Origin of the sequence: Streptomyces sp. NPDC007907 (assembly GCF_042959365.1) — a bacterium.
Taxonomy (GTDB): Bacteria; Actinomycetota; Actinomycetes; order Streptomycetales; family Streptomycetaceae; genus Streptomyces; species Streptomyces indiaensis.
In genome coordinates this window covers 898797-923621 of record NZ_JBIBKR010000002.1, presented here as the reverse complement: position 1 = coordinate 923621, position 24825 = coordinate 898797, and the positions used below count along the sequence as shown (strand labels likewise).

Below are 24825 nucleotides of genomic sequence, written 5' to 3'. Positions count from 1 at the left end.
CCGTCTGCGCGTTGACCAACCGGATCAGGCCCGCATCGTCCACGATCACCATCGCGTCCGGCGCCGCCTCCAACAGCCCCCGGAACCGCTCCTCGTCCGCCGCCAGCCCGTGCCCCGCGGATGCGGTACCGCAGCGGCAGGACGGCGGCGTCGTCACTCCGGCCCCGCGCGCCGGCACTGTGCTGTCATCGTCGTCCATGGCGGCCCCACCCGGCTGGCATTTCTACAGGAATGGGCCATCACAGCGCACCGGCGTCTACCGCACTCTTGTATGCCCATTACTGGCCCCTCAGTGGCCGAATCTGTCCGCCCGGCTTCAACAGGCCGCTGCTTTCTGAGAATCCCGCGGTCAAGACCGGGGAAGCCGCGAGGGCCTTCAAGGGCCCCTTCGAGAACCCGAGAGTTCAACAACCCCACGGACACCGTCGCTGAGAGCATCCACGGCAGGAACGCGGCCCCGAAGCCCCCCGCGCGATCTGCTCAGCCCCGTCCGTCAAGATCGACCCGCTCGAGGACGCGGCGGGGCCGCCGCCGCGTCCTCGCCGACAAGAAATCCGACAAGACCTGCGGGAGGGTCGCGTGGTCGCGGGCCAGGCCGCGGTGGTGCATGACGGGCCGGCCGAGGGCGCGTTCGATGACCCAGTCGCGTGGCGGGGTCGGATGCAAAAGCCGACGCGTCAGCTGACCGGAAGACCGACCGCCAGCGTCAGTTCAAGGACCCGGTGCGGCGACGCGAGATCCGGGAACAGCTCCCGCAGCTGCGACATCCGGTACCGGACGGTCTGGGGATGGACGAACAACGCCGCCGCCACCTCGTCCCGCCTGCCCTGGTGCAGCAGCCACTCCCGCAACGTCTCCTCCAGCCGCCGTGCGGTCGCGACAGGCAAGGTCTGCAACGGTGCGAGGGCTCGGGCGCGCAGGTCCGCGTACGCGTCCACGTCGGCGCTCAGCACCAGTTCGGGCAGGTGCTCCTCGGTGTCACGGATATCGGAGGAGAGGGAGCGCGCGCGTGCGGCTCGTGCGTACGAGGCGGACGCACGAGCCCACGGCCGGGCCGGGCCGACCACGGCGGTGCGGTCGGTCAGCTGCCGCAGGAGATGTGATCGGTCGGCGTCGGGGACGAGCAGCACACCGGTGGCGTCCGGCAGATCGTCGAGGACGAGGGTGCTCGGGTCGAGCGCGCGGTAGGCAGGCCGGGCCTGGGCGGAGGGCAGCAGGACCGCGGTCAGCGAAACCGGAGGCTGCCATGCGGCCCGTTGAGCAGAGACCAGCAGCACGTCCGGGCTCGCGCCGGCGAGGAGGTCGCGGGCCAGGTGCTCCAGGTGGCGCTCGTGTTCCCTGCCCCGGGCGGCCAGTTCGTCGGCGTGGCCAGCGGCGCTCGCGGCGGAGAGCTCGTCGATGTAGGCGAAGGTCAGCTCGGCGAACTTGGCGACCTCGGCGGCGGGCAGGCCCGCGGGTACGGCACCCGCTGCCAGGCATCGCCAGGCCACGCGGGCACCGACGCGGTAGGCGCTGAGCAGGGCGTCCATCGAACGGCCGTCCCGGACCTCGCCGCGGCCCAGCTCGTAGGCCGCGTCACCGCCGTCGCCGCCTGTGGCGTTCCCGCTCGCGAGGTCCAGGTAGTGCCCCAGGGCGGTGCGGACGGCTCGGCGGATGGTGGCGCCCATGTGGCCCGAGAGGGCGTTGGCGTAGGGAGGAACCTCGTCGATGATCGCCTGGACGACTTCATCGGCGGTGGTCTTCAGCGCGGCCCGAAGTGCTGTGACCGTCGTCTCATCCAAGGCCAGCTCGCTGGCCCTCCGGGTTACATGGCTCACGATTTTATTCCCTGCGAACAATTCCACCGACCAGATTCACGTCCTACGGTCAGGACTTTACGCCCTGAGACGCAGCAAGCTGGACCCATGACGAGTACAGCCCTCCGCGGCAGGGCGTGGAAACTGCTGGAGATGGTCACGACGCCGTTGCTGCCGTCGGACTACCTCGACCTGGTCAGCCCGCTGCGGGCGGGCGCTGACCTCCGGGGCCGCATCGAGGCCGTGCACCCCGAGACGAGCGACGCCGCGACCATCGTGATCAGGCCGGGACGGGGCTGGCGCGGCCACACGGCCGGTCAGTACGTGCGGATCGGTGTCGACGTCGACGGGGTGCGCCTGTGGCGTGCCTACTCGCTCACCTCACCGCCGAACCGCCGGGACGGCCGCGTCACGATCACCGTGAAGGCGATCCCGGACGGCAAGGTCAGCAACCACCTGGTCCGCAGGACGAAACCGGGCACGCTGATCCAGCTCGACCAGGCGACCGGTGACTTCGTGCTGCCGCAGATCAAGCCCGCCAAGGTGCTCTACCTGACGGCCGGCAGCGGCATCACACCGGTGATGGGCATGCTGCGCGACACCGAGTTCGACGACGTCGTCATGATCCACTGCGCGCCACAGCCGCACGACGTGATCTTCCGCAACGAACTGCACGACCTGGTCGCGGACAAAAAGCTGCGGCTCATCGAGGTGCACACCGACACAGACGGCATGCTCGACATCGCCCGCCTCGGCGAACTCGTGCCCGACTGGGCCGAGCGAGAGACCTGGGCGTGCGGGCCCGCGGGCCTGCTCGACGCCGCCGAAGAGCACTGGAGCGAGCACGGCGTACAAGAGCGCCTGCACACCGAACGCTTCCGCCCCAGCATCGTCGTCGCCGGTGACGGCGGCGAGGTCACGTTCAGCACCACCGGCAAGAGTGTCGCCGCGGACGGCGCCACGCCGTTGCTGGACGTCGGCGAGGAGGCCGGTGTGCTGATGCCCTCCGGGTGCCGCATGGGCATCTGCTTCGGCTGCGTCACACCGCTCAAGGCGGGCGCCGTCCGCGACCTGCGCACCGGCGAGATCACCGAGGCCGAGCCGGGCGTCCTCATCCAGACCTGTGTGTCCGCCGCGGCGGGCCCCTGCGACATCGAACGGTAGGACCACCTTGACCGCCATCGACCCCACCGCCCACCTGACCGCGGAGCAGATCGAGGAGCTCGGCCGCGAGCTGGACGCGATCCGCGACGAGGTGATCGCCAGCCGTGGCGAGAAGGACGCCGCCTACATCCGCAAGGTCATCTCGGCGCAGCGCAAGCTCGAGCTGGTCAGCCGGGGCGTGCTGCTGTTCTCGTTCTTCCCGCCCGCGTGGATCATCGGCACCGCCGGCCTGTCCGTGGCGAAGATCATGGACAACATGGAGATCGGCCACAACATCCTGCACGGCCAGTGGGACTGGATGCGGGACCCGAAGATCCACTCCACCACGTGGGAGTGGGATCACGTCTCGCCGGCCGACCAGTGGAAGCACTCGCACAACGAGCTGCACCACGCGTACACCAACGTGATCGGCAAGGACAACGACCTCGGCTACGGCATCATGCGCGTCGACGAGGACCAGAAGTGGCACCCCTTCCACCTCGGCCAGCCGCTGTGGAACTTCATCAACGCCTGCTTCTTCGAGTACGGCATCGCAGCGTACGACCTGGAGCTCGGCAAGAACCTGCACAAGCGCCGCCGCAAGAACCCGGAGTTCCGCGCGCGGGCCAGGGCCGTGGGCCGCAAGATCCGCAAGCAGGTGCTCAAGGACTACGTGATCCACCCGCTGCTGTCGGGCCCGTCGTTCCTCCCCACGCTCGCCGCCACGTTCACCGCGAACCTGGTCCGCAACCTCTGGTCCCACTCCGTGATCATGTGCGGGCACTTCCCCGAGGGCGTACAGGTCTTCGAGCGCCGGTCGATCAACGGCGAGACGCGCGGCCAGTGGTACCTGCGCCAGATGATGGGGTCGGCGAACATCAGCGGCAGCAAGGCCATGCACTTCATGACCGGCAACCTCTCGCACCAGATCGAGCACCACCTCTTCCCGGACCTGCCGAGCAACCGGTACGCCGAGGTCGCGGTGAAGGTGCGCGCGCTGTTCGAGAAGTACGAGCTGGAGTACGTCACCGGCCCGCTGCCCAAGCAGGTGTTCTCCGCTTGGCGCAAGGTCGTCCGGCTCTCGCTGCCGAACAAGAAGCAGCCCCAGGTCAAGACGCCGGACCGCGAGCAGGACCTCGTCGCGGCCTGATTCCCGGGACTGGTTCAGATTAGGTGGGCCGGGTGGTGCTGCACTCTGCGCTTGGCCTCGTCCTGACCATGCACAGTGCTGCATTCCTTGGCTGGGCACAGCAGACGTCAGACCTGGGCGAATGAAGTGCGGCGATCCGGCGCTCCGCCCTTGCGTGGGCAGAAGCGCCGGCCCTCGTGTCGCACCACTGACGTGGGGACGAGCAAGCCAACGGGCTGTGGCGCTCATCAAGTCGCGGGGCGCCGCAGCGAGACGCCTGACGGAATTACTTTCCGGCACCCGGAATATCCCTGGTGAGGTGGTCCTTGCGCAGTGTCGGAATAGTGGCGACATTGGCATCACCCGGTCCTGGTGTAACGCCACGGCGGATACCCGACGCTGTAGAAGGCGGCAATGAAAGCGTCAGATGGGATACCCCGTGAGCAACATCGATCCGGCTTCCGGATACCCGGCCTACGACCAATCCTCAGCGGCTGGCCACTCCGGTGGCGGCCAGGCCGCAGCACGTAGGACAGCCCTCATCATCTGCACGATCGCCGACATCGCGGCCGCTCTTCTGGGCTTGTGGATCGTGCTGTACCTGCTTGATGCCAACCAGGCCAACGCCTTCGTCGGATTCGTGCACGGTGCGGCGGACTGGCTGTCCGGCTGGGCTCAGAATATTTTCACCATGGACACAGAAGGTCTGCGCATTGTCCTCAATTACGGGCTTCCGGCCGTCGTCTATCTCCTCATCGGTCACGGAATTGCCGGGCGGATCAACCGAGCATGACGTGTCGTAGTTGTGATGCTTTTGTGGCGCCGCACATAACGACCCTAAGGCCTGCTTTGTGGCAGGCCATCCGCCCGCAGCCCATCACCCGCTGAACTACTCGGACTTGCCGCGCGAGCTGGGCGACCTCGCGGCGGAGGCTCGGGCGGCTGCCGAGTACGTACGGCACCAGGCTGCACATCTGTACAGCCGCATCTCCCGGGTGTGACACCTGGGATCCGTGGTGCCCTGTAGTACGGGGTCGCGAGCCGGCCCCGGGTGAGGCCCGCTTCCCTCCGTGAGCGGGTGCTCGCGTGTGGGGGCGGCAGGCACGTCCCCCGTTGCCTGCCCGCTCCCCGCGCACAGTTCCGGTCTCCCGGGGCTTTGAAGTCCGTCCGGTTGCGCACCTGCGGATTGCCCCTCACACGTCGGGTCCTGATCACAAGGTGCTTGTTCTGGTTTCGGAGCACACGGCGGGGCAGGGACCTCACCACCCCTCCGTATCCTCCGCGCCGGACCGCGAGCCTGGCCCCACCGGGTTCCCCGCGCCGAGGAGATGGGGGTCGCCATGGCCACCCTGACGCTGGCCCGGGTGCTGCGCCGAGGAGAGGTCGCCTCCGCGATCACCGGCGCCTCCCGCCCGGAGAGACCCCCACCAGCCCAAGAGAAGGAGGGCTGCTGAAGGTTGGTCGTTTCCTATCGGTTTCCTGGCCGCTCTCTGGCCTCCTGCTTGAGTGCCTGTTCCTAGGGTCGTTGACGTCCCCGAGACGGCCTGGATCTGCGGTGTTCCGCCGCTGACCGGCCGGTACGACGTCCCCCGACTCCCCTGGAGATCTGCGACATGAACGCTTCCAAGCGCGCCCTGGCCGCCGCTGTGTCCACCGCCGTCCTGCTGGTCGGGCTGGTCGCCTGCGGCGGCTCGGACTCCGGCGATTCAGCCTCGTCCTCCGACAGCGCGACGGCCGGCCGGTCTGCCGGCGAGGCCCAGACAGCGGAGGGCGGCGCGCAGGCCGAGGGTGACGAGGGCGGCGACGCGGTGGAGACCCCGCTGACCGGCGCGGCCAAGCAGAAGGCGGAGGCCGCGGCGCTGGCCGCCTTCCCCGGCACGGTGGTCAAGTCCGAAAAGGACGCAGAGAACCCGGGCACGTACGCGGTCGAGATCAAGAAGGCTGACGGCAGTGAGGTGGAGGTCTACCTGGACCCGAAGACCTACAAGGTCCTCAAGACCAAGGACGAGGCCGGCGACGAGGGCTGACGTCGGCACAGCCTCAGGGCCGGGGTCGTCAGCGCCGCTGCGAAGGTGCCCGCTGCCGACGAGTTCGGCCCTCCTCGTTGAGCGGGCGCGTCCCCGAACGCGTATCAGGTGCTGTCCGGAAAACCGGGACGGGTTGGTGTGGTCATGACCGTGGAGCGGTGGAGGTGTGAGCCTGACGCCATGCAGGTGCTGCTCGTTGAAGACGACGAACGGATCGCCGACCCGCTGGCCGAGGGCCTGGGCCGCTACGGATACGCCGTGGAACGGGCGCGCACCGGCTCGGCGGCACTGGCCGCGCCCGAGCCGGAGATGGTGCTGCTCGATCTGGGCCTGCCGGACATGGACGGTATCGACGTCTGCCGGGCCCTGCGCCGGCGCTCGGACGTACCGATCATCATGATCACCGCCCGGGGTGAGGAGATCGACCGGGTCCTGGGTCTCGAACTGGGTGCGGACGACTACATGGCCAAGCCGTTCGGCGTCCGGGAACTGGTCGCCCGCATCCGCGCGGTCACCCGCCGCGCCCGCCCTCGGACACCGCCTGCCGGCGTCCCCGGCGACGCGGACGACGCGGGCCGCCCTAGTCGGTCGACCCGTGTCCGGGGGCCCTCGCCCTCGGACACCCCGCAGGTTGTGGGGCCGCTGGTCATCGACCGCCGCACCCGCCAGGTCCACCTCCACGACGTTCCCATCGCCCTCGCTCCGAAGGAATTCGACCTGCTGGCCCACCTCGCTCTGGACCCGGGGGCGGTCTGCTCGCGCCGGCAGATCGTCGACCAGGTATGGGACCCGCACTTCTTCGGCCCCACCAAGACGCTGGACGTGCACGTGGCCGCCCTGCGCCGCAAGCTCGGCGATCCCGCCTGCATCGAGACCATCCGCCGGGTCGGCTTCCGCCTCCACACCCCCGATACGGCAGCGCCGCCGGGCAGCCCGTGCCCTCAGGCCCGGACATGACCAGGCGTCTGCTGTGCAGCTACCTCGGCCTCGTGCTGCTCGTCCTGCTCGGACTGGAGATACCCTTCGGCCTCCTGTTCGCCCGGGCCGAAACGTCCCGGCTGTCCAACAGCATCGAGCGTGACGCCGGAATGCTCGCCGAACTCGCCGAGGAACGCATCGAGGAGGACAACACCGACGAACTGCCTGAGCTGGCCGCCGACTACGCGGAGCGGACCGGTTCCCGGGTGCTCGTCGTGGACCGCACCGGAGCTGTCCTGACCGACTCCGCCTCCACCACCCCCGCCGGTACCGATCTGTCCGCGCAGCCGGACATCGCCACCGCCCTGCGCAACCGGACCACCGTCGGCACCGCACCCGACCCGGACAGCGGCGCCCAGACCCGCTACGTCACCGTCCCCGGCTCCTCCGGCGAGACCATCCGCGGTGCCCTGCGGCTCAGTTACCCCACCGACGTCCTGGACGGCCGGGTCCGCGACATCTGGTTCACCCTCGCCCTGACCGGCCTGGGCGTGCTGGCGGCCGCGGCGCTGATCGCCCTCGCTCTGGCCCGCTGGATCATCCGCCCCGTCCACGCCCTGGAACACGCCACCACCCAGCTCGCCGACGGCACCCTCGCCGACCCGCCCGCCACCGACCTCGGCCCGCCCGAACTTCGCCGCCTGGCCACCTCCTTCACCCATACCGCCACCCGCTTGCAGCATCTCCTCACCTCCCAGCGCGCCTTCGCCGCCGAGGCCTCCCACCAGCTGAAAACCCCCCTGACCGCGTTGCGGATCCGGCTGGAGAACTTCGAGCCCCACCTCGACCCGGCCGCCCACCACAGCCTGGACGAGGCCATCGGCGAAACCGAGCGCCTCGCCCGCATGATCCAGGGTCTGCTCTCCCTGGCCCGACTCGAGGCCACCGCGACCACCCCCGAACCCACCGACCTCGACGCCGTCATCGCCGACCGGGCAGCCACCTGGGCACCCTTCGCCGCCGAGCACCACGTCCACATCACCACGGCCGGCCACCCGGCCGGACTTGTCCGGGCCGTCCCGGGGGCCCTGGAACAGATCATCGACAACCTGCTCGCCAACGCCCTGCGCGTCTCACCACCCGGCGCCACGATCACCCTGGCCACCCGCCCCGGGCCGCAAGGCGTCGAACTGCATGTCATCGACCAAGGCCCCGGCATGAGCGAGACCGAACGCCTACACGCCTTCGACCGGTTCTGGCGCGCCTCCGACACCCACCACGACGGCACCGGCCTCGGCCTGCCCATCGTCGAGCAACTCACCCGCGCCAGCGGCGGCCGCATCGCCCTGGAAGCCGCCCCGGACGGAGGCCTCGACGCCGTTGTCCTGCTGCGCCCGGCCCACGCGACCGCTCCCCACACCCGAGCACCCGCTGCCCGGCCTCAAGATCCCCTCCCGCCCGCTCCACCCAAGCCCAATGGCGCCCCGGAACACGCACACCACTGATGGGCCACGCCATGCCCCCACCGTGGTGGACAGGACCGCGGGCGGCGGCCGGCCACGCAGCACAGCTTTGACACCGGCTTCGGCCTCGCTGTCAACGGACTCGACCAGATCTTCCCGCTCGGGGAGAAGAACGACGCCTTCGCGCAGTACTTCACCGGCCAGAGCTACCTGGCCGTGCGACGACGTCAGCAACGAATGGCTCGAGTCCGTCCCCGACGAGGTGTACGGCGAACTGCCCAAGAGCGCGGCACACTCATGACCGATGAGCTGCTGACGGGCGGGCGTCTCCCCCGCCCCGAGATCGGCCGTCGTCACGCACGACACGGCACCCACCGTGGCCGGACACCCGGTCTGAGTGCCGCTGCTCAGGTCTGCTGAGTAGCAGAGCGCTGCCGCGCGTTCCGCCGGGGCGGCTTTGATCGACGGCATGAAGTCGAAGATCGTGGTCCCCGTGCTCGGTGTCACCCTCGTGGTGCTCTTCGCGCTGGCGGCCAAGGGGTGCGAGTCGATCGAGGGCGGGCCCGTTCGCAGCACCGAGGAGTTCCGTGACCATGTCCGGGCCACCACCCGGGCCGGCGAGGACGTCTACCGCGCGCTGTCCCCGGCGCCGGCCAAGGAGCCGTACGCCTCCCGGCAGGGCAGCTCCTCGTGCGTGGACGACTTCGGCTTCGACGAGACCGGTGTCACCCGGGACGAGCCCCTCTTCACCTGGGACCTGGACTTCGCGAGCGACAACGACTACCGCGCGGCGCTGTCCTTCCTCCGAGCCACCTGGCGCGCGGAGGGCCGTACCGTCGACAAAGTCGACAACGGCATCGCCACCACTCTCGACGACAGCATCCGGATCACGCTCCACCTCGGCTACTACGACCACAAGCCCGAACTGCGCGCCCAGGGCACCTGCATGCGCTACCGAGACACCTACGGCGACGCATACGACTACACATTCGACGACAACGGAGACGGGACGGTCGACGAGTACGAGCAGCCGAACTGAGTTCCGGCCTCGCCGCCGAGTCCAGAGGGGACCCGTGCTCCCTCTCGCCAGGCCGACGCGGCCGGTTGCAGTGATCGCCACCGCAGAAGACGCAGTTGGCGAACCGGCCGGTCACGCGCCGGAACGTGTGCACGGTGGGCAGCCCACCGAGATCCGGACGCCCCAACCACCCGCAGTCCGGGCACGTACGCCCGTGGGCCCTCTGCGCCCGCCGTGGTGGCAGACCTCGCGCGTCAGCTCTCCCCCGCAGCGCGGGCAGGAACGCGGCAGCCCATCATTCGCGCGACCGACATCCCCGATGTCTACGTCATCCTCAAAATCCACGGCACCAACTTCCCCGGGACGTCCGCCCGGCATGTCTCATGTGCGCCCGCATGATTCCCCAGCCATCCGGTTGTCGCGGTGTGCAGACCATAGGCGGCTGTGCCAAGCCCCGTTACCGTGGGAAAGCTGACAGGGAGAGGGAAGCGATGCGCATGCCCGTCGTGGAGCGGATTTTCGTAGTGCTTGTCTTCGCGCCGGAGAGCGGGTTCCTGGCCAGTTGGTTCACGGCTTTGCTCTTCGAGGGCCCCATGGACCGACGCCCCACGGAGTCACTGCTCTGGACCGTGGGGCTTTCGGTTTTCGCGTTCGTTGCGTGCCTGGTCTGGTATCTGACAGGCCGTTCGGATGGGGACAGGCCCGCGCGCAGATCACGCGGGGAGGCGGAGAACTCTTGGGTCGCCGAAGAGGGGGGCGGCTCTTGCGGTGGCAGTTCTTGCGGTGGCAGTTCTTGCGGCGGTGGCGGCGACTGAGACGTCGCTTCTCACCCGGCGATCCTCCTGGACAGTCCTGGAACGACGTCCTGACGGGCAGGACATGACGCCTGGCGGAGCGTGAGGCTTCGGCCGGCCACCACAGGCCGCAGCGCGGGAACGTATGGAACTCCGGGCCCTCACTCTTCTGACGTCATTGCGCCAGCCAAAGCACGCTTGACCTCAGCCGCGGGGAAGGGGGTTCGCTTGCTCTGTGTACGGAGGAGGTGATGGAAGTCGTCCAAGACGATCGCGTGCGGAGCGTGACGGTTGATGATCGCGGCGATGTCGGGTGGAATGTCGGCGGGCTGGTGGCCGTCGATCCATTCGCGCAGGAAGGTCCCGTGTTCGGTGCCACCGCGCACGTCGGCCGGCAGGTGGTGCCGAAGTAGATGGTTCGGTGCGTGGGAGCGGTCGTACACCAGGTGGTCAGCGAGGAAATCGCGCTCCTCGGCCGAGAGTTCAAAATCGCGGCTCAATGCGAGCCCGAAGTCCGCGAAATACACCTGCCGGCCGTCGGTGAGCAGATTGGCGAAGTGCGCGTCGAAGTGCACCAGTCCGCGCGCGCTCATGAACTCCGTCCCCCGCAGCAGTGCATTTTCCACCCACTGATAGAGCGACCCGCTTCCCGGCTCCGCAGGGGGCGCCTCACGGTTGTCGTCGAGCCACTCGGCGAGTGTCTGTGGCACATGTTCCAGAAAGAGCACCAGGCTGAAAGAAGACCTTCCCACGGCCTCCAGCCGACGGCGCACCGCCGTCGAACCCTCCCAGTGCGCTACAGCCCCCTCAACGCCGCCGAGCCCGTCAAGGAAGCCGGCAGGGGGACTGTCAGGCAATACCCGCCAGTGATAGAGCAGCGGGAAACCCGTGTACTCGTTCTTCAGTACCCACCCTGTCGTCATGATGTGCGCGGCCAGCTCACGCCAGGCACCGAAACCCGCCGACCCCACCCCGTACTGGTAGAAGAGAGGAAGACCAAACATGTTGGCGGTCGATCGCACGTGCTCCGACTGCAACTCGATGTCCGTCAGCGGCACTCGCTTGACGAAGACGCGAATCCCCTCGACTTCCAACTCCGCCGACCTGCCCCCGATACCGGAGCCGAGACTCGGCGCGGCGGACACCACCTTCTCGAGCCGTCGGTCGCTCAACAAGGACAGCCGTGCTCCCACGGCCGCGTAAGCGGACACCCGCGCGGCGTGCCCTGACTCGGTCACCTTCATGGGCGGCTCCAGCCTGACATCAAGACTCACTTCTGTTGGTCACGCCGGGGCCCGCGGCAGGGCCTGCGTGCCACCGTCCCGGTCCCCGCAAGGACCTGTGTAAGAGGCCATTTTGGCAGGGAAATGGCAACTTCGACATGAAGCGCAGCGGCGGCTACCTTCATCTGGTCTTCGGCGATCGCCGCGGTCGCACAGGCTGGGCCGCACGCGGCTGGATGAGTCGATCACGCGCCATTGGCCCTCGCTCCCGTGCGTAAGCCATCGAACCGGGTCCACGCCGAGCGGCCCCAACCAGGGAGAGACGCATGCCCCATCTTGCTCTGTACACATTCGGCGTCCTGAAGTCGCCTCTCGCCGACCCCACACCTCTCACGCGCGAGTTCTACGTCATGGGTGAGACCGTCTACCGGAGGATGAGTCAGCACCCCGGGTACATCGCTCGCGCTGAAGCGACAGACGGTGACCCGGGCGTGCTCTTCGAGGCGGACTGGGGTGCATGGGGAGAGTTCGCCGTACCGACCTGGTACAGCAAGGGCCGCACAGTGGAGACGACCGCCTTGGCCGCGACCCTCTCGCTCTGGACCGACCTGAGCGCCGCCCTCGACGCCGTCTACACCGGTCTGCACCGTGAGGCGCTGAACAGGCGTTACGACTGGTTCGAGAGGACAGGACACCCCAATCACGTCTTCTGGTGGGTCCCGGACGGTGTGATACCCACCTGGCGGGACGGGGTTTCCAGGCTGACACACCTCCACCACCACGGTTCTGCGCCGCACGCCTTCACCTTCCGCCACTCGTTCACATCGGAGGGAACTCCGACCAGAGGCAAGGGCATCGGGTCGAAACACGACCATCTCCGATGACGGGGCGCACCAGCCGCGCTACGAACTCCTCAGTCCTCGGCGCTGCGTCTTCCACTTCGCTCGCCCGGCGTCGGCTCCAGGCGTCCGACAGGCTCACGGGGTCCGGGTGGTGGAGACTGGGGAGATGCGTCACGACCTCGGCGGACTCCTGTTCGTAGCGCTCGGCCTCGTTCTTGTCGCCGTCGGCTTCATCTGGCGCGGGCGCGTCCTGCGTCCCCTTTCGGCGAAGCGGGCCCAAGCGGCGGCCATCCGGGACCGCTCCAGGAGCCTGCTGCGTGCCGCGGACATGGCGATCGGTGAAGCGCGCCGTCGGGCTGCCCGCGGGGAACCGGTCATCGTGAGGGTCGACGACGTGACCCGGGTGGCGAGCGGACACTACGGGCTCGATGTGGAGCGTGAAGAGGCAGCTGTCGCGCTGCGTCAACGCTATGAGGCAGCCGACTGCCGGCGGGACTGCATGACCGACGCTTTCGACTGACGGCATCCCCCGCGCGCGTGCCGCATGTCGGGACGCGGGAGTCCGCAGCGACGCATACCGACGTTCCGGCAGGGCCCAGCAGGCAAGTGCCCTCGCTCCTGTGAGAGGAACGAGGGCACCCTTCATGTGGTCGCCGTGCGGGCGAGACGGTGTCCGGGTTACTGCACGTCCACGAAGTCGCCGGTTGCCGAGACGGCCGGCGTGGTGGTCGTGCCTGCGAAGTTCCAGCGCCAGTAGCCGTCTTCGGACGCGAGGGCCGTGGTCGTCAGGGAGCCGGTGCTGGAGGTGTACACCGTCTTGAGCGTGGTGTAGGTCGTGGAACCGGCCTTGCGGAACTGGAGCTTGACCGGCTGGTTGGTGTAGCCCCGGTAGTCGAGCGTGTCCCAGTTGGCCCGGGTGAGCTTGCCGGTGATGGTGAGTGTTCTGCCCTTGGCTATCGGCTCGGGGCTCGCGTTGACGGTCAGCTTGGAGTGCCGCTGGAGGCGGGTGGTGGTGTAGGCCCACCGGTCGGTGTAGCTGCCGTCGTCGGCCGACACCTGGGCTTGGACCTTCCACGTGCCGGCGTCGGCGTTCGTGAGCCACCAGTCCGGTTCGAAGGTGAAGGTCTTCGAGCAGGTCGACGTCGTACTGCTGGAGGCGACGCAGTCCGCCGGTGTGGTGGTCTCGTTGGGATCGATCAAGGCGTCGGCGCTGTAGTAGGGGTCGCTGCCGTCCGGGCCGCGCCACAGGTTGAAGTCCGCGTCCCAGATGCCCGACGGGTCGGTTGCCGTCACCGACACCGTGATCGTCTTGTCGGCCGTGTCGACCACGATGCTCTTGCCGCCGTTGACGACGACGCCGTCGACCTGGATGTCGCCTACGTTGTCGTCCGCGTAGGCAGCGGGGACGATGACGCCCGCCGCTGCCGCGGTGACGGCTGTGGACAGGGCAAAGGCAGCGCGCTTGCGCATGTGTCTCCTTCACGGAGTGAGAGGTGGGAACCGCCGAGCGGGGCAGGGCGGGGTGTTTGATGCCGGTCAGGGGCCGGTGACGGACCTGATCGCGTGCGGGAAGGTCCCCTGCTGCCGGATCACCACCGGGCGTCCACCTGGGGCACCCGGCCGTCCGACGTGAGCGTCTTCGATGTGCCGAACGTGCCGGAGCGACTGATCAGGCGGGCACTGCTCTTGGTGCAGCGGTACGGCGGCGTCGGCACCGTCGCGGTGACCGCCGTCCCCGCCGCCGCAGCGAGTGAAGCCCCCGGAACGAGACGGCGCTTCAACGAACGCCGATGACCTGCTGCCTGCGGTGCCACTCTGTCCCCCGGTTCACATGAACATGGCTCAGTCACAGCCGTCACACAGATCGGCCGAACTATCCAGCGCATCCATGTGCTCAGACGTCACACCTACGTCGGCGTCACGGCCTCGTCGGCCGACCCCGGTCGGGCCGATGCCGCTTCCCGGCAGCCCGCAGATCCCCCCTCAGACGTCGAGGGGTATTCCGCCGCGATCCGGGCGAATTCCTCCGCCTCGGCCGCCGACGCGACAGGGTTGGAGGCGGCAGCCGAGGGCAGTTCAGGCGTCGGACGACCGCCCCAGGTGCGGTACCTGCGGTGACTTCGCGGCCTCCGCCTCCGCCTTGGCGTCGCTCACCGCTGCGGCGGCCTGTTTCCCGGCCTCGTCGGCGGCCGCTGCGGCGTCGAGGGCGGCCGTCGATCCCGCGTCGAACTGCGGCACCCGGGTCCCGTGCGAGGCCTCGGCTTCGACGCCGGCTGCTTCCTCGGGATGCTCGGGGCGGGGAGGGCCTGCCGTCGGCTCGTCGCCGAACGCCCGGGTGACGGTCCGGACCGCCTCGGTCAGCTCCCCCGGGATCACCCAGAACGTGTTGTTGTCGCTCCTCGCCAGGTGCGGAAGCGTCTCCAGGTACTTGTAGGCCAGGATCTTGGGGTCGGCGTTGTTGCGGTGGACGGCCTGGAAGACGAGCTCCACCGCCTTGGCCTCGCCGTCCGCCCGCAGGATCATGGCTTGCTGCGTGCCCTGCGCCTCCAGGATGTCCTTCTGCTTGGTGCCTTCCGCGGTGAGGATCTTGGCTTGCCGCTCCCCTTCGGCGTGCAGGATGGCCGCCCGCTTGTCACGCTCGGCCCGCATCTGCTTCTCCATCGCCTCCTTGATGGTGTGCGGTGGGTCGATGGCCTTGATCTCGACGCGGTTGACGCGGATACCCCACTTGCCGGTGGCGTCGTCGAGGACGGCTCGCAGCCGGGAGTTGATCTCCTCGCGCGAGGTGAGCGTCTCCTCCAGGTCCATGCTGCCGATGACGTTGCGCAGCGTGGTCACGGTGAGCTGGTCGATCGCCTGGAGGTAGTCGGCGACCTCGTACGCCGCGGCCCGCGGGTCCGTGATCTGGTAGTAGAGCACGGTGTCGATGTTCACCACGAGGTTGTCCTCGGTGATCACCGGCCGGGGGTCGGACGAATAGACCTGCTCGCGCACGTCGAGTTTGGTGTTGATGCGGTCCGCCACCGGCAGCACCAGGTTCAGCCCGGGCTGCAGCGTCCGGCGGTAGCGGCCGAACCGCTCGACGTTGTAGCGGCGCGCCTGCGGAACGATCCGCACGCTGGAGGCCACGAGGAAGACGACAACGAGGGCCACCACGAGAAGGGGGATGACAACTGGGTCCACAGTGCCTCCGTTGCTGTGTGTTCAGCCGTTCAGGGAAGGAGCTCGCGGGGGTAGACGACGGCGGTGGCCCCCTCGATCTCCATGACGTCCACCAGCGCCCCCACCGGGATCACGTGGCTCTCGTCGAGGGCGCGGGCGGACCATTCCTCGCCGGAGAGTTTGATCAGGCCGTGGGTCGCGGTGACCTCCTGCATGACCTCGGCCCGCTTGCCGATCAGTCCGTCGGCCCCGTCGCGTACGAGGGGCTGCTGTGCCATGTGGCGCAACGCGACAGGGCGGAGTACGAGGAGGCCCGTCGCGGCTGCTGCCACCAGGGCCAGGAGCTGACCGAGAAGGCCGATGCCCACACCTGCCACCACGGCGGCGACCAGTGCGGCACCGGCCAGCAGACCGAAGACGAGCGTCAGGGTGAAGAACTCCGCGGCACCCAGTGCCGCGGCAGCGAGAAGCCATGCGAACCACGGCATCGCATCGCCCTCCTTCCGGGGGCTTCCTCGCCTACCAAGCTACCGCCCGGGCATCCCGCGCAGAACACGTCCGGCAGCAAGACCTGAGCCAGGCGCCGGTCGTCGCCTGCTCGCGACGGGTGATCATGCGTCTGTTGAGGACCGCGAGGGGCACACGGCGTTGGTGCGGATGCGCCGGGGCGCGTAGTGGACCGCGGCGCTGCGGGTCAGGCCGATGACGCGGTGCTTGGAGACGTGGTAGGCCGCTCGCTCGGGCAGTCGTACTGGTCGCGGTCCTGCGGGCGACCGCCGGACGTGACCCGCTGGAGAAGAAGGTGACCGAACTCGTCGGGAGCTCTCCGCGCGCAGCACCGATTTCAGCACCCGCTGGGCGAAGCACAACGTGCACCGCCACTCACGCGGGCAGAAGGTCGTCAACCACCGGGTCGCCGGAACCATGGACCTCGCGTACGACGACTTCGCGCTGCCAGGCGGCCCACACGTCTCCATCACCACGTACGCTCCAGAGGCGCCCTCATCACCCTTAGGTTCTAGGTGTGTACGATCGGTCACCCCTTGCCCTGTCGTAGGTGTGCCGCGACGCCCGGCCCGCGGACCGTGGCTCGGCTGTGATCCGCCCTATGGATTGCCACCCGACACCCGCTGAGTGAATGGTCAGGAGTCCTTCGCCTCCGGCACGGCCCGGTAGTTCGACGGGGGCGACGCCCTTCGCGAAGACGGCACAGCAGCCGAACGGATAGAGCTGGCGGATGTCGGTTACAGCTTGCTTCCTACGACCGGCCGCGCCCCGTCTGACGTTCCCGGCCTTCATCGCGGGCCTGCTGGAAGGCGTCGGCGATGGTCTCCGCGGCACCGGACAGGGCGCCCTTGGTCTTGCCGCGGGCGCCGGATTCGGTGACCTTCCCCGTGAGCTCCGTGAGCCCGGCCGGCTTGCGTGGCCCCGCCTCCAGATCGAGACGGTTGCACGCCTCGGCGAAGCGCAGGTAGGTGTCCACACTGGCTACCACGATCCGTATGTCGATCTTGAGGATCTCGATACCGACGAGGGAGACGCGCACAAACGCGTCAATCACCAGCCCACGGTCGAGGATGAGCTCAAGAACGTCGTAGAGGCCGCTGGAACCGCCTCCACCACCCTGTTGTGTCGCGACGGTCATCGCGTTCACCCTTCGCGTCGTCTCCGCGCCCGATGCTGTCGGCGCTGCCCCGCTGGGAGACAGGCTTGGCATGCGGATGACCCCTATTCGTCACGTCAAACACTCGTGCGAAGAGCGAGCTCTGGACAGGGTGGTCGCGCAGTGGGGGGCGATGAGTTCCGAGTCGGTCCGGAATGCGCCGGGCGCCAGTACAGGGTGCACGAGATCGACTGCGTGACCGTTCAGCGCACGTCCGACCACGCCCTGTCCCCCGCTCGCCTCCGCTCCTCCTGGGTGATCTTCCCTGCGGAGCCCCCTGTGTTGTGCGCGGCCCTCCGCCTATCGGTTGACGGAGCGCATGCCTGCCTCGTCGTACCGCTCACCGGCTGCCTCGGGCAGCTCCGCGTCGATGCGGGCCAGGTCGTCCTTCGTCAGGTCGATGTCGACGGCGGCGGCGTTCTGCGTGAGATAGGTGCGGCGCTTGGTGCCCGGTATCGGCACCAGGTCCTCGCCCTGGGCCAGCACCCAAGCGATGGCCAGCTGAGCCGGCGTGACGTCCTTCTCGGCGGCGATCTCCTTCACTTTCGCCGCCAGCCGCAGGTTCGCCTCCAGGTTGGCGTCCTGGAAGCGCGGGTTCTGGCGGCGCCAGTCGTTGGCGTCGAGGTCATTCGGCGAGGTGAACCGTCCGGCGAGGAAGCCGCGGCCAAGGGGTGAGTACGGTACGAAGCCGATGCCCAGCTCCCTGCAGGTGGGGAGCACCTCGGCCTCCACGTCCCGCGACCACAGCGAGTACTCGCTCTGCACGGCCGTGACCGGGTGCACGGCGTGCGCACGCCGGATGGTCTGGGCGCTCGCCTCGCTCAGCCCGATGTAGCGCACCTTGCCCTCGGCAACCAGTTCGCCGAGCGCACCGACCGTTTCCTCGATCGGCACGTTCGGGTCGACCCGGTGCTGGTAGTACAGGTCGATGTGGTCGGTTCCCAGACGCTTGAGGGAGCCGTGGACGGAGCTGCGGACGTGGGCGGGCGAGCCGTCCTGCGGGCCGACCGTGCTGATGTCGCCCGGTACGGCGTCGTCCATCCGGTAGTTGAACTTCGTCGCGATGACATAGTCGTCGCGGCGCCCCCGGATCGCCTCGCCGACGAGGGACTCGTTGGTGAGCGGGCCGTACACCTGCGCGGTGTCGAGGAAGTTCACCCCGAGGTCCAGGGCGTGCCGGATCGTCGCGACGCCCTCCTCCTCGTCGGCGGTTCCGTAGAAGGCGGACATGCCCATGCACCCCAGGCCGATGGCCGATACCTGCAATTCCCGCAGACTGCGCTTTTCCATGTCGTGTCCTGGCCTTCCCTGCACGCTTGATCGTCCTTCGGGGGGCACGAAGTCTCCCGTCCATCCAGACACAGATGCCACCACCCGGCCTCCCAGGAGGAGCGGGCGCTGAGACGGCTTCGTGCGCCGTTGTGTCTTCGACGCTATGACTTCGAGCGCACTCCATGGCAAGTGGGATGAGCGGAGGGCTTGCTCCCGGTCGGGCACCCCGTTCGTGCGACGCCCCAGAGCCTGGAGGAGACGAGCCTGGAACCATTCGGCCTCGCGTGGGGCCCTGCTGGGAACAAACCGCCCGGGGGCCTGCATCTCCAGTGCGGTGTCGGGGCGAAACAGAGGGAGCACAAGGACCACAGAGGAGAGAACGTGACCGACACGAGCACGGGCCGGGGCGTGGTGCTGCCGAGCAGCGTGATGTCGACTGCACCGGCTGGTGATCACCGATGACGAGATGGACTCCCCGGCCGGATGGCGGGCGGCCCACGGGGAAGCCCTGCTCCCACACCTGGACGGCGGACCCACCCCCGCTGAGTGAGACGTGCGCGTCCTGCGCTGCGCGCGGTCGCGCACCGGCCGACCTGCTGCTGTGCCTGACTTGCGGGCACGTGGGCTGCAGCGACAACTCCCCCGGCGCTCACGCCACGGTCCACTTCGACTCCAGCGCACACCCGGTGGCACGCGCTCTGGCACGCGACCGGGACTGGGCCTGGTGCTACGTGGACGAGGTGTATCTGGACCCGCTGGAAGAGCCCATGCAGCGTTTCGCCCCGCGGACGCCCGAGTCGGTGTGGGACTACCCGCGGCCGCCTGCCATGCGGGAGGACGAGCGTGACGTGCGGGTGGAGTGCGCCGGTCAGGTGGTGGCCGAGACCCGCAGGTCGGTCCGGGTACTGGAGACCAGCCATCCCCCCGTGTTCTACATCCCTCCGCAGGATGTCCGTACTGAGCTTCTGTTCCCGGCGGTCGCGGGCCGGACCTGGTGCGAATGGAAGGGCGCGGCCCGGTACTGGGACGTCATCGTGGGAGACGACGTACGCGCTCGTGCCGCGTGGTGCTATCCCCGTCCCGAGCCCGGCTACGCGTCCCTCGCCGGGTTCTTCGCCTTCTATCCGAGCCGCGTGGACCGCTGCACGGTCGACGGAGAGGAGGTCACAGCACAGGAGGGGGATTTCTACGGCGGCTGGATCACCTCGGAGGTGCGGGGACCGTTCAAGGGCGCCCCGGGTACCCAACTGTGGTGAGGCGGCGGGGTGGGAGGCGCCGCGCTCACCCTCGCCTCGTCTGCATCGCGGCGGCCCTGATCTGCCATGGGGGTGTGTGCTCAGTTCGGCACGCGCCGCATACACGACGTGCCGGCGATCACCCGGAGAGTGCGCGGGCTCCCGGGCTGCTGCCCTTGAAGCGCTGGCCCATGGCGATCTCGTCGGCCACTACCGACCAGACGCTCTCCTCGTCCTGGAAGGGGACGGGATCGATGCTGCTGGTCTCCTCACGGATGCGATCGACCTCGCGGTCCAGGCGCTCGAAGTCGGTCTCCTCGTCGCCGCTGAAGGCGAACTCCTCGAGCAGGCGCTGGAACCGGAAGGTGACCTGAATCAGTGACGAGACGTCCGTGTTGAGTTCCTGCACGGTGTCCTCGTCGGGGTCGAAGGCGTGGACTTCGCCCGACACGGGATCGAAGGCGAGGTGGGCGTTGAGCAGCCGGCCGATGACGGGCCAGGCGCCGGCGCCCTCCGCAGCGTCCTCGAAGTCCTCGTTGTGGACGACGTGTTGCACGAGGGCCAGCATGCCGTCGTCCTCGTCAGGCCGGCACAGCAAGAGCGTACCGGTGGGGGCGCCAACGGTCTGCAGGAGGCGGGCCCCCTCGGTGCTCGCAGCTTCACGCGGGAAGGCGCCGGCGGGCAAGGTCGCGACCCGGTCCCCGCCGAAGACGCCGACGAGTTCGCCGTGGGTGACATCGAAAAGCACAGCTGGCACTCCGAACTCCACGGCGCCACAGGCACCGTGGACTCTCCATGGACTGAACGGGCACAGCGAAGTCGCCGACTGGTCGACCCCCTCTGCGGGCCGCGGGAGCCGTTCAACCCCCGCCGGCCCGGCGATCATTCCCGATCCGGCGCCGGAAGCAGGTGGCTTGTCCCAAGCGCTCCGTATACCAGCGATCACTGGTCAGCGGCCTTGGCCCGCCGATTCACCGTCGCTTGCGCACGATCGCGGCGACCGCACCGGAGACGAGCAGCCCGACCAGGCCGGACAGGATCCTCCTGCCCCATGGGCCGGACACGCCGAGTCCCAGCCCGTCGCGGAGCCGGTCGTACAGGCTCAGCGGCACGCCCAGGACCGCGTTGCCCGGCGGGCGCCGAGGCACGCCCGGGTGAGGATGGGTCGGCGCGCTCCTGCGCACCGTCTCCCACGCGGCACCGAGCCGCCGCAGCCGGGCGGCGTCCAAGGCCTCCTGCAGCCGGGGCAGGACGAGGTCCTCCTCGTCCCGGATGTCCTGCCGGATCAGGGCGAAGACCTGCGTCACCTTCTCCTCGCGCGCCGCCGTGCCGGGCTCCAGACGCTCGATGTCGGTGACGAGGTCGTTGATCTCCTGGTGCTCCTCTTCAACGCGGGAGGTCAGTTCCTCCCCGTCCGCGACCGCACGCCGCACGGCCGGCCACAGCACGGTCTCCTCGGCGAACGCGTGGCTGAACACGAGCTGGACGACTTGCTTCAGTACCCGCTCCCGTTCCGTGCCGTCCTCCAGCGCCCGGTACCGGTCCATCAGACGGTCCATCTCCGCGTGATCACGGCGCTGGCGGGCCAGGACGCTGCCCGGGCCTCCCATCTGGTCGATGCTCTGTGTCTCGATGGTCGTGGCCATGTCCTGCTCCTTCCCGCGCCGCCGGCAGCGCGCCGGCGTCCGCCGCGGCACGCGCCGGTGCCGCCAGGCGCGGGTACCCGTTTTCCCGCGGCAGTCCTCCCCCCGCCCGGTGGGCCGAACCCGCGGGCCGACCGAGCGACCGCGCCGAGCCCGGACCGGCCGAGGCCCGTCGGCAACTCCATCGGGCTCATCGTCGGCAACGACGTGCAGCGGTTGGCCGGCGGGTGGACAGGGTGATCGAGCACGTAGTCGACAAGCTGTGCCGGGCCCGTTCTGCGTGAGCGTCTGGGGTGCCTCGACCTCACGGCCGGACCGCCTCGCGGTGGCGGGCCCTGGCGCGGCGGTCACTGTCCCCGGCGCGGAGGTCCCACGTCGGTGTGGCGGCCTGGGCGCATTGCGGCGTGTCGTTGCCCGGGGCCGGGACCCGAGCGTGCGGCCAGCGCGTCGGCGACTACACCGGCGGTGAAGGCGTACACCGTCTTGTGGAGCAGGTCGACGACGAGTTCGCGGCGGGGCCAGGTCTGGGGCGGTGCGCCGACGCCGGTGGCGTTCTCCAGGATCTGATCGCTGGTGACCCGGACGACGCCGAACTTCGCCGAGGACCACGGGCCACGAAGGCCGGCGTGCGCCATCACCGAGCGGAGCACGCCCAGTGCGGCGCCCTGTCCGAGGTGCATGGCCCAGTTGACGGGAACGGGCTGGCGGCCGGGCCGCTCGGCCATGCCGGTCAGTCGTTCCAGGGTCCGGGCGGGTACGTGGGAGTCGGGCCGGCCAGTGGCCCGTTGCTCCACCTTCTCGGTCAGCGTCATCGCCAGCACCCCGGCCGTGCCGGCCGCCAGTCCCTGCCACAGCGCGGGCTTCATCATGCGTCGGCGAGTACCCATGGCTGCGCGTTCCACTTACCCCGCCCTGCCCGCGGACAGTCGGGTGCCACTCACCCTAGGGCTCCGATGGCTCCATGGCTCCTGGCTCCGAGATCAGGGATGAAGGTTTATCGGGCGGGCGTGGGTACCCGACCCAGTCGGCACACCCTTTGTCACCTGGAGGTGACAAGTATGAGCACTTCCCCCCGGTCGTCCATGGAGACGCACCCCGACATCGTCGAGATGCGGACCCGCCACGAGATGGCCGAACGTACTGCGACCACGCCTCGCGCGCAGGCCGTCGAGACCTTGGCCTTCGTCACCGGCATCTACCTGGCGGCGTCGCCGTGGATCGTGGGGTTCGACAACCTCACCAGGCTGGCCGTCACCAACGTGATCGTCGGCATCGCCTACGCGCTGCTGATGAGCGGCGGCTTCGGGCGGGCCTATGAACGGACCCATAGCATGGCGTGGGCGGCCTGCGCCCTCAGCGTGTGGACCATCATCGCCCCCTGGGTGATCGCAGGTGACGTCAGCACCACGAGGAGCGTCGTCAACAACGTCATCACGGGTGTCATCGCCTTGCTGCTGGCCCTGGCAGCCAGCGCCGCCGCCCGCTCCGAACGCTCGCCCCGGTCAACCACGGGTGATCGCACGATATCCGGCTCCGGAGCAATGACCTGAGAGGACCCGACAGCAGCGGACCTGTTGACCGGCGCGCTTCAGGCGTCGGCCAACAGGTCGCTGTCCTGTACGGCCGGCAGGGACAGCGTCTTGTAGCCGACCTGCTCGAACAGCACAACGAGACGGTCTTCCTCCACCCGCATCACCGTGCCTTCGCCCCATTCGGCGTGCCGGACCCTGTCGTTGGGCTCGTACGGCGCACCCTCCCCGGGCGCGGCGGTTTCCCGGTGCCCGGCCGCGGTGCCCCGGTCAGGGGCACGGTCGCATACGTCGCAGTGCTCGCAGGGTCCGTCGAGCTGCTCGCCGAAGTACCCCAGGAGGTACTGACGGCGGCAGGACGGCGTCTCCGCGTAGCCCCGCATCATCTCGATACGCGACCGGTCCGTGCGGCGACGCCGCTCGAAGACCTCCTCGGCCCGTTCGGTGGCCTCGTCCGCCGTGTGGCCGGAAACGGCCCGGACGGCGCGGCGCCTGCCCTCCACGGTCACCGCTCCTGCCTCTTCCAGCAGTCCCAGGAGATCGGTGGTCTTGCGGCGTGAGAGTCCGGAGAGCTGCGCCACGCGGCTGCGGCTTTGCGGGACCCCCTGACCGGCCAGGACGGTCATGATCCGACGCAGTCCGGTGCTGTCCAGGGCCCGAGCCGTGAGGAACTTCTGGAGTCCCAGGTCTTCTGGGCGGTAGAACAGCACCGCGCGGGCCGGCTCCCCGTCCCGGCCGGACCGCCCGATCTCCTGGTAGTAGGAGTCCAGCGAGTCCGGGACCGAGGCGTGGGCCACGAAACGTATGTCGGGTTTGTCAATGCCCATCCCGAATGCGGAGGTGGCCACCACCACCGCGGGTGCGCCGGCCATGAAGCCGTCGTGGATCCGGCTCCGGTCCGCAGCCTTCATCCCCGCGTGGTACGCCTCGGCGTCCACGCCGTCCTGCCGCAGTCGCATCGCATAGGCGTCGGCGTCCTTGCGGGTGGCCGTGTAGAGGATGCCCGGGGAGCCCGCTGCGGCCGTCCACCGTGCGACGGCCTCGCGTTTGGCCGCGTCATCGGTGAAGGTGTGTACGACAAGCCCGATGTTGGGCCGGTCGGTCCCAGCTGCCACCACGTGGGCGTCGCGCATGCGCAGGTGCTCGACGATGTCGTCCCGAACCGGGGTGGCGGCGGTCGCCGTCAGGGCGAGCACCTGCGGGCGGCCCAGGCGTTCGGCCACCTCGCCCAGGTTCAGGTAGTCCGGGCGGAAGTCGTGGCCCCACATGGAGACGCAGTGGGCCTCGTCGACGACGAACAACGAGGGCTCCAGCTCACGCAACCGCGTCACCACGTCGTCCTTGGAGAGCTGCTCCGGTGAGAGGAACAGGTACTCGGCGTCGCCTTCCCGGACGGCCCGCCAGCCCCGGTCGGTGGCCGACTCGGACTGTGCGGAGTTCACCGCCACGGCATCCGGCCCTGCGCTCTCGCGCAGTCCCGTGACCTGGTCCCGCTGCAGGGCGATCAGTGGCGACACCACGACGGCAGGTCCGCCGAGCACGACGGTCGGTACCTGATAGATCGCCGACTTGCCGGAGCCGGTGGGCATGACGGCCAGGACGTCACGGCCTTCCAGCAGCGCCCCCATCGCCTCCGTCTGCTCGGGACTCAGCTCGCTGAAGCCGAAGTTTTCCCTGGCGACACGACGCAGCTCTGCGATCCGGTCGGGCCTGCCTGCTGCAGGCTCTGCGGGTCTCTGCGCGTGGCGGGTCATGGCGTGCCCGGCCGGTCCGTCCCCCGCTCTTGTGACGGGCGACGGTCATGGGCGGCGGTGGCTGCTCTCACTTCCACGGACACGACGCCTCCCTCCAGGCCCCGAGACCCTCTCGCGAGCCAGGCCCGTGTACCCCCGAGGGCTGCCGGGATGCGAACTCCCGCGGCCGTTCGGCCCAGTGCGGTCGCGGCCGCCCATCGCCTGGGACAGCCTG

General features: G+C 69.2%; 25 protein-coding genes and 1 pseudogene. 13 read left to right on the top strand and 13 right to left on the bottom strand.

Translation table 11 applies throughout. From position 1 onward, the window contains the following. Both ACFZDI_RS10350 and ACFZDI_RS10345 read right to left on the bottom strand, forming a co-directional pair. The coding region (locus tag ACFZDI_RS10350; protein WP_391249205.1) for a PAS domain-containing protein at positions 1–199 on the bottom strand (199 nt) is incomplete at its 3' end. 478 nt (positions 200–677) lie between these two features. Continuing rightward, entirely contained in the window at positions 678–1817 is a 1140-nt protein-coding gene (locus ACFZDI_RS10345) for a helix-turn-helix domain-containing protein (protein ID WP_234750161.1), read from the bottom strand. An 87-nt stretch (positions 1818–1904) separates the two neighbouring features. On the opposite strand from ACFZDI_RS10345, the gene ACFZDI_RS10340 reads away from it, so the two are divergent. The 7 genes from ACFZDI_RS10340 to ACFZDI_RS10310 all read left to right on the top strand — a co-directional run bounded on the left by ACFZDI_RS10340 (position 1905) and on the right by ACFZDI_RS10310 (position 9515). After that, on the top strand, positions 1905–2960 hold the full coding sequence (locus tag ACFZDI_RS10340) for an FAD-binding oxidoreductase (protein WP_391249203.1): 1056 nt from the start codon (positions 1905–1907) through the stop codon (positions 2958–2960). Between the two features lie 7 nt (positions 2961–2967). After that, a complete protein-coding gene (locus ACFZDI_RS10335) occupies positions 2968–4089 on the top strand; it encodes a fatty acid desaturase (RefSeq protein ID WP_391249201.1) in 1122 nt (373 codons plus the stop codon). Positions 4090–4507: 418 nt separating this feature from the next. Further along, the gene (locus tag ACFZDI_RS10330; RefSeq protein WP_391249199.1) at positions 4508–4861 is read left to right on the top strand and encodes a hypothetical protein; all 354 of its coding nucleotides are present in this window, start codon (positions 4508–4510) and stop codon (positions 4859–4861) included. An 820-nt stretch (positions 4862–5681) separates the two neighbouring features. Beyond that, positions 5682–6095 (top strand): PepSY domain-containing protein, encoded by a 414-nt coding sequence (locus ACFZDI_RS10325; RefSeq protein WP_391249197.1) that lies wholly within the window; start codon positions 5682–5684, stop codon positions 6093–6095. 180 nt (positions 6096–6275) lie between these two features. Beyond that, complete coding sequence (locus ACFZDI_RS10320; protein ID WP_391249195.1) at positions 6276–7052, top strand: response regulator; 777 nt, start codon at positions 6276–6278, stop codon at positions 7050–7052. Further along, positions 7049–8518 (top strand): ATP-binding protein, encoded by a 1470-nt coding sequence (locus ACFZDI_RS10315; RefSeq protein WP_391249193.1) that lies wholly within the window; start codon positions 7049–7051, stop codon positions 8516–8518. The genes ACFZDI_RS10320 and ACFZDI_RS10315 overlap by 4 nt, the downstream gene beginning before the upstream one ends. A gap of 427 nt (positions 8519–8945) precedes the next feature. Next, positions 8946–9515, top strand: coding sequence for a hypothetical protein (locus ACFZDI_RS10310; protein ID WP_391249191.1), 570 nt, complete (start codon positions 8946–8948; stop codon positions 9513–9515). A gap of 934 nt (positions 9516–10449) precedes the next feature. Here ACFZDI_RS10310 and ACFZDI_RS10305 read toward each other — a convergent pair. Beyond that, positions 10450–11532, bottom strand: a complete 1083-nt coding sequence (locus tag ACFZDI_RS10305) for a protein kinase family protein (protein ID WP_391249189.1) — start codon at positions 11530–11532, stop codon at positions 10450–10452. A 305-nt stretch (positions 11533–11837) separates the two neighbouring features. Between ACFZDI_RS10305 and ACFZDI_RS10300 the strand changes: the two genes are divergently transcribed. Then, positions 11838–12395, top strand: coding sequence for a DUF3291 domain-containing protein (locus ACFZDI_RS10300; RefSeq protein ID WP_391249187.1), 558 nt, complete (start codon positions 11838–11840; stop codon positions 12393–12395). A 124-nt stretch (positions 12396–12519) separates the two neighbouring features. After that, positions 12520–12873, top strand: a complete 354-nt coding sequence (locus ACFZDI_RS10295; RefSeq protein WP_391249185.1) for a hypothetical protein — start codon at positions 12520–12522, stop codon at positions 12871–12873. Positions 12874–13031: 158 nt separating this feature from the next. On the opposite strand, the gene ACFZDI_RS10290 is transcribed toward ACFZDI_RS10295, so the two are convergent. Beyond that, on the bottom strand, positions 13032–13823 hold the full coding sequence (locus tag ACFZDI_RS10290; RefSeq protein ID WP_391249183.1) for a calcium-binding protein: 792 nt from the start codon (positions 13821–13823) through the stop codon (positions 13032–13034). A 93-nt stretch (positions 13824–13916) separates the two neighbouring features. On the opposite strand from ACFZDI_RS10290, the gene ACFZDI_RS10285 reads away from it, so the two are divergent. Next, complete coding sequence (locus tag ACFZDI_RS10285; RefSeq protein WP_391249182.1) at positions 13917–14147, top strand: hypothetical protein; 231 nt, start codon at positions 13917–13919, stop codon at positions 14145–14147. Positions 14148–14429: 282 nt separating this feature from the next. Here the strand turns inward: ACFZDI_RS10285 and ACFZDI_RS10280 are convergent, their stop codons facing one another. The 3 genes from ACFZDI_RS10280 to ACFZDI_RS10270 all read right to left on the bottom strand — a co-directional run bounded on the left by ACFZDI_RS10280 (position 14430) and on the right by ACFZDI_RS10270 (position 16441). Then, positions 14430–15536 (bottom strand): SPFH domain-containing protein, encoded by a 1107-nt coding sequence (locus ACFZDI_RS10280; RefSeq protein ID WP_391249180.1) that lies wholly within the window; start codon positions 15534–15536, stop codon positions 14430–14432. Positions 15537–15565: 29 nt separating this feature from the next. Then, on the bottom strand, positions 15566–16003 hold the full coding sequence (locus ACFZDI_RS10275) for an NfeD family protein (protein WP_234750144.1): 438 nt from the start codon (positions 16001–16003) through the stop codon (positions 15566–15568). Positions 16004–16126: 123 nt separating this feature from the next. After that, positions 16127–16441, bottom strand: coding sequence for an SDR family oxidoreductase (locus tag ACFZDI_RS10270; protein ID WP_391249177.1), 315 nt, complete (start codon positions 16439–16441; stop codon positions 16127–16129). Here ACFZDI_RS10270 and ACFZDI_RS10265 point away from each other — a divergent pair. Beyond that, positions 16383–16649 (top strand): annotated as a pseudogene (locus tag ACFZDI_RS10265) (hypothetical protein); the annotation flags it as partial. The gene ACFZDI_RS10270 and the pseudogene ACFZDI_RS10265 sit on opposite strands and share 59 nt — an antisense overlap. A gap of 124 nt (positions 16650–16773) precedes the next feature. On the opposite strand, the gene ACFZDI_RS10260 reads toward ACFZDI_RS10265, so the two are convergent. Then, a complete protein-coding gene (locus tag ACFZDI_RS10260) occupies positions 16774–17160 on the bottom strand; it encodes a gas vesicle structural protein GvpA (RefSeq protein ID WP_234750142.1) in 387 nt (128 codons plus the stop codon). 318 nt (positions 17161–17478) lie between these two features. Further along, a complete protein-coding gene (locus tag ACFZDI_RS10255) occupies positions 17479–18468 on the bottom strand; it encodes an aldo/keto reductase (protein ID WP_391249175.1) in 990 nt (329 codons plus the stop codon). A 440-nt stretch (positions 18469–18908) separates the two neighbouring features. Between ACFZDI_RS10255 and ACFZDI_RS10250 the strand changes: the two genes are divergently transcribed. Continuing rightward, a complete protein-coding gene (locus ACFZDI_RS10250) occupies positions 18909–19706 on the top strand; it encodes a DUF427 domain-containing protein (RefSeq protein WP_308287287.1) in 798 nt (265 codons plus the stop codon). A gap of 118 nt (positions 19707–19824) precedes the next feature. Here ACFZDI_RS10250 and ACFZDI_RS10245 read toward each other — a convergent pair whose 3' ends face one another. From ACFZDI_RS10245 to ACFZDI_RS10235, 3 genes are all read right to left on the bottom strand, one after another. Next, complete coding sequence (locus ACFZDI_RS10245) at positions 19825–20433, bottom strand: SUKH-4 family immunity protein (RefSeq protein ID WP_391249544.1); 609 nt, start codon at positions 20431–20433, stop codon at positions 19825–19827. A gap of 223 nt (positions 20434–20656) precedes the next feature. Then, entirely contained in the window at positions 20657–21331 is a 675-nt protein-coding gene (locus ACFZDI_RS10240; RefSeq protein WP_391249172.1) for a hemerythrin domain-containing protein, read from the bottom strand. 344 nt (positions 21332–21675) lie between these two features. Next, positions 21676–22197: a hypothetical protein gene (locus ACFZDI_RS10235; RefSeq protein WP_234750258.1), complete on the bottom strand. Its 522-nt coding sequence runs from the start codon at positions 22195–22197 to the stop codon at positions 21676–21678. Positions 22198–22386: 189 nt separating this feature from the next. Between ACFZDI_RS10235 and ACFZDI_RS10230 the strand changes: the two genes are divergently transcribed. Then, the gene (locus ACFZDI_RS10230; protein ID WP_391249170.1) at positions 22387–22878 is read left to right on the top strand and encodes an SPW repeat protein; all 492 of its coding nucleotides are present in this window, start codon (positions 22387–22389) and stop codon (positions 22876–22878) included. 38 nt (positions 22879–22916) lie between these two features. Here the strand turns inward: ACFZDI_RS10230 and ACFZDI_RS10225 are convergent, their stop codons facing one another. After that, positions 22917–24611: a RecQ family ATP-dependent DNA helicase gene (locus ACFZDI_RS10225; protein WP_391249168.1), complete on the bottom strand. Its 1695-nt coding sequence runs from the start codon at positions 24609–24611 to the stop codon at positions 22917–22919. Positions 24612–24825 lie beyond the last annotated feature (214 nt).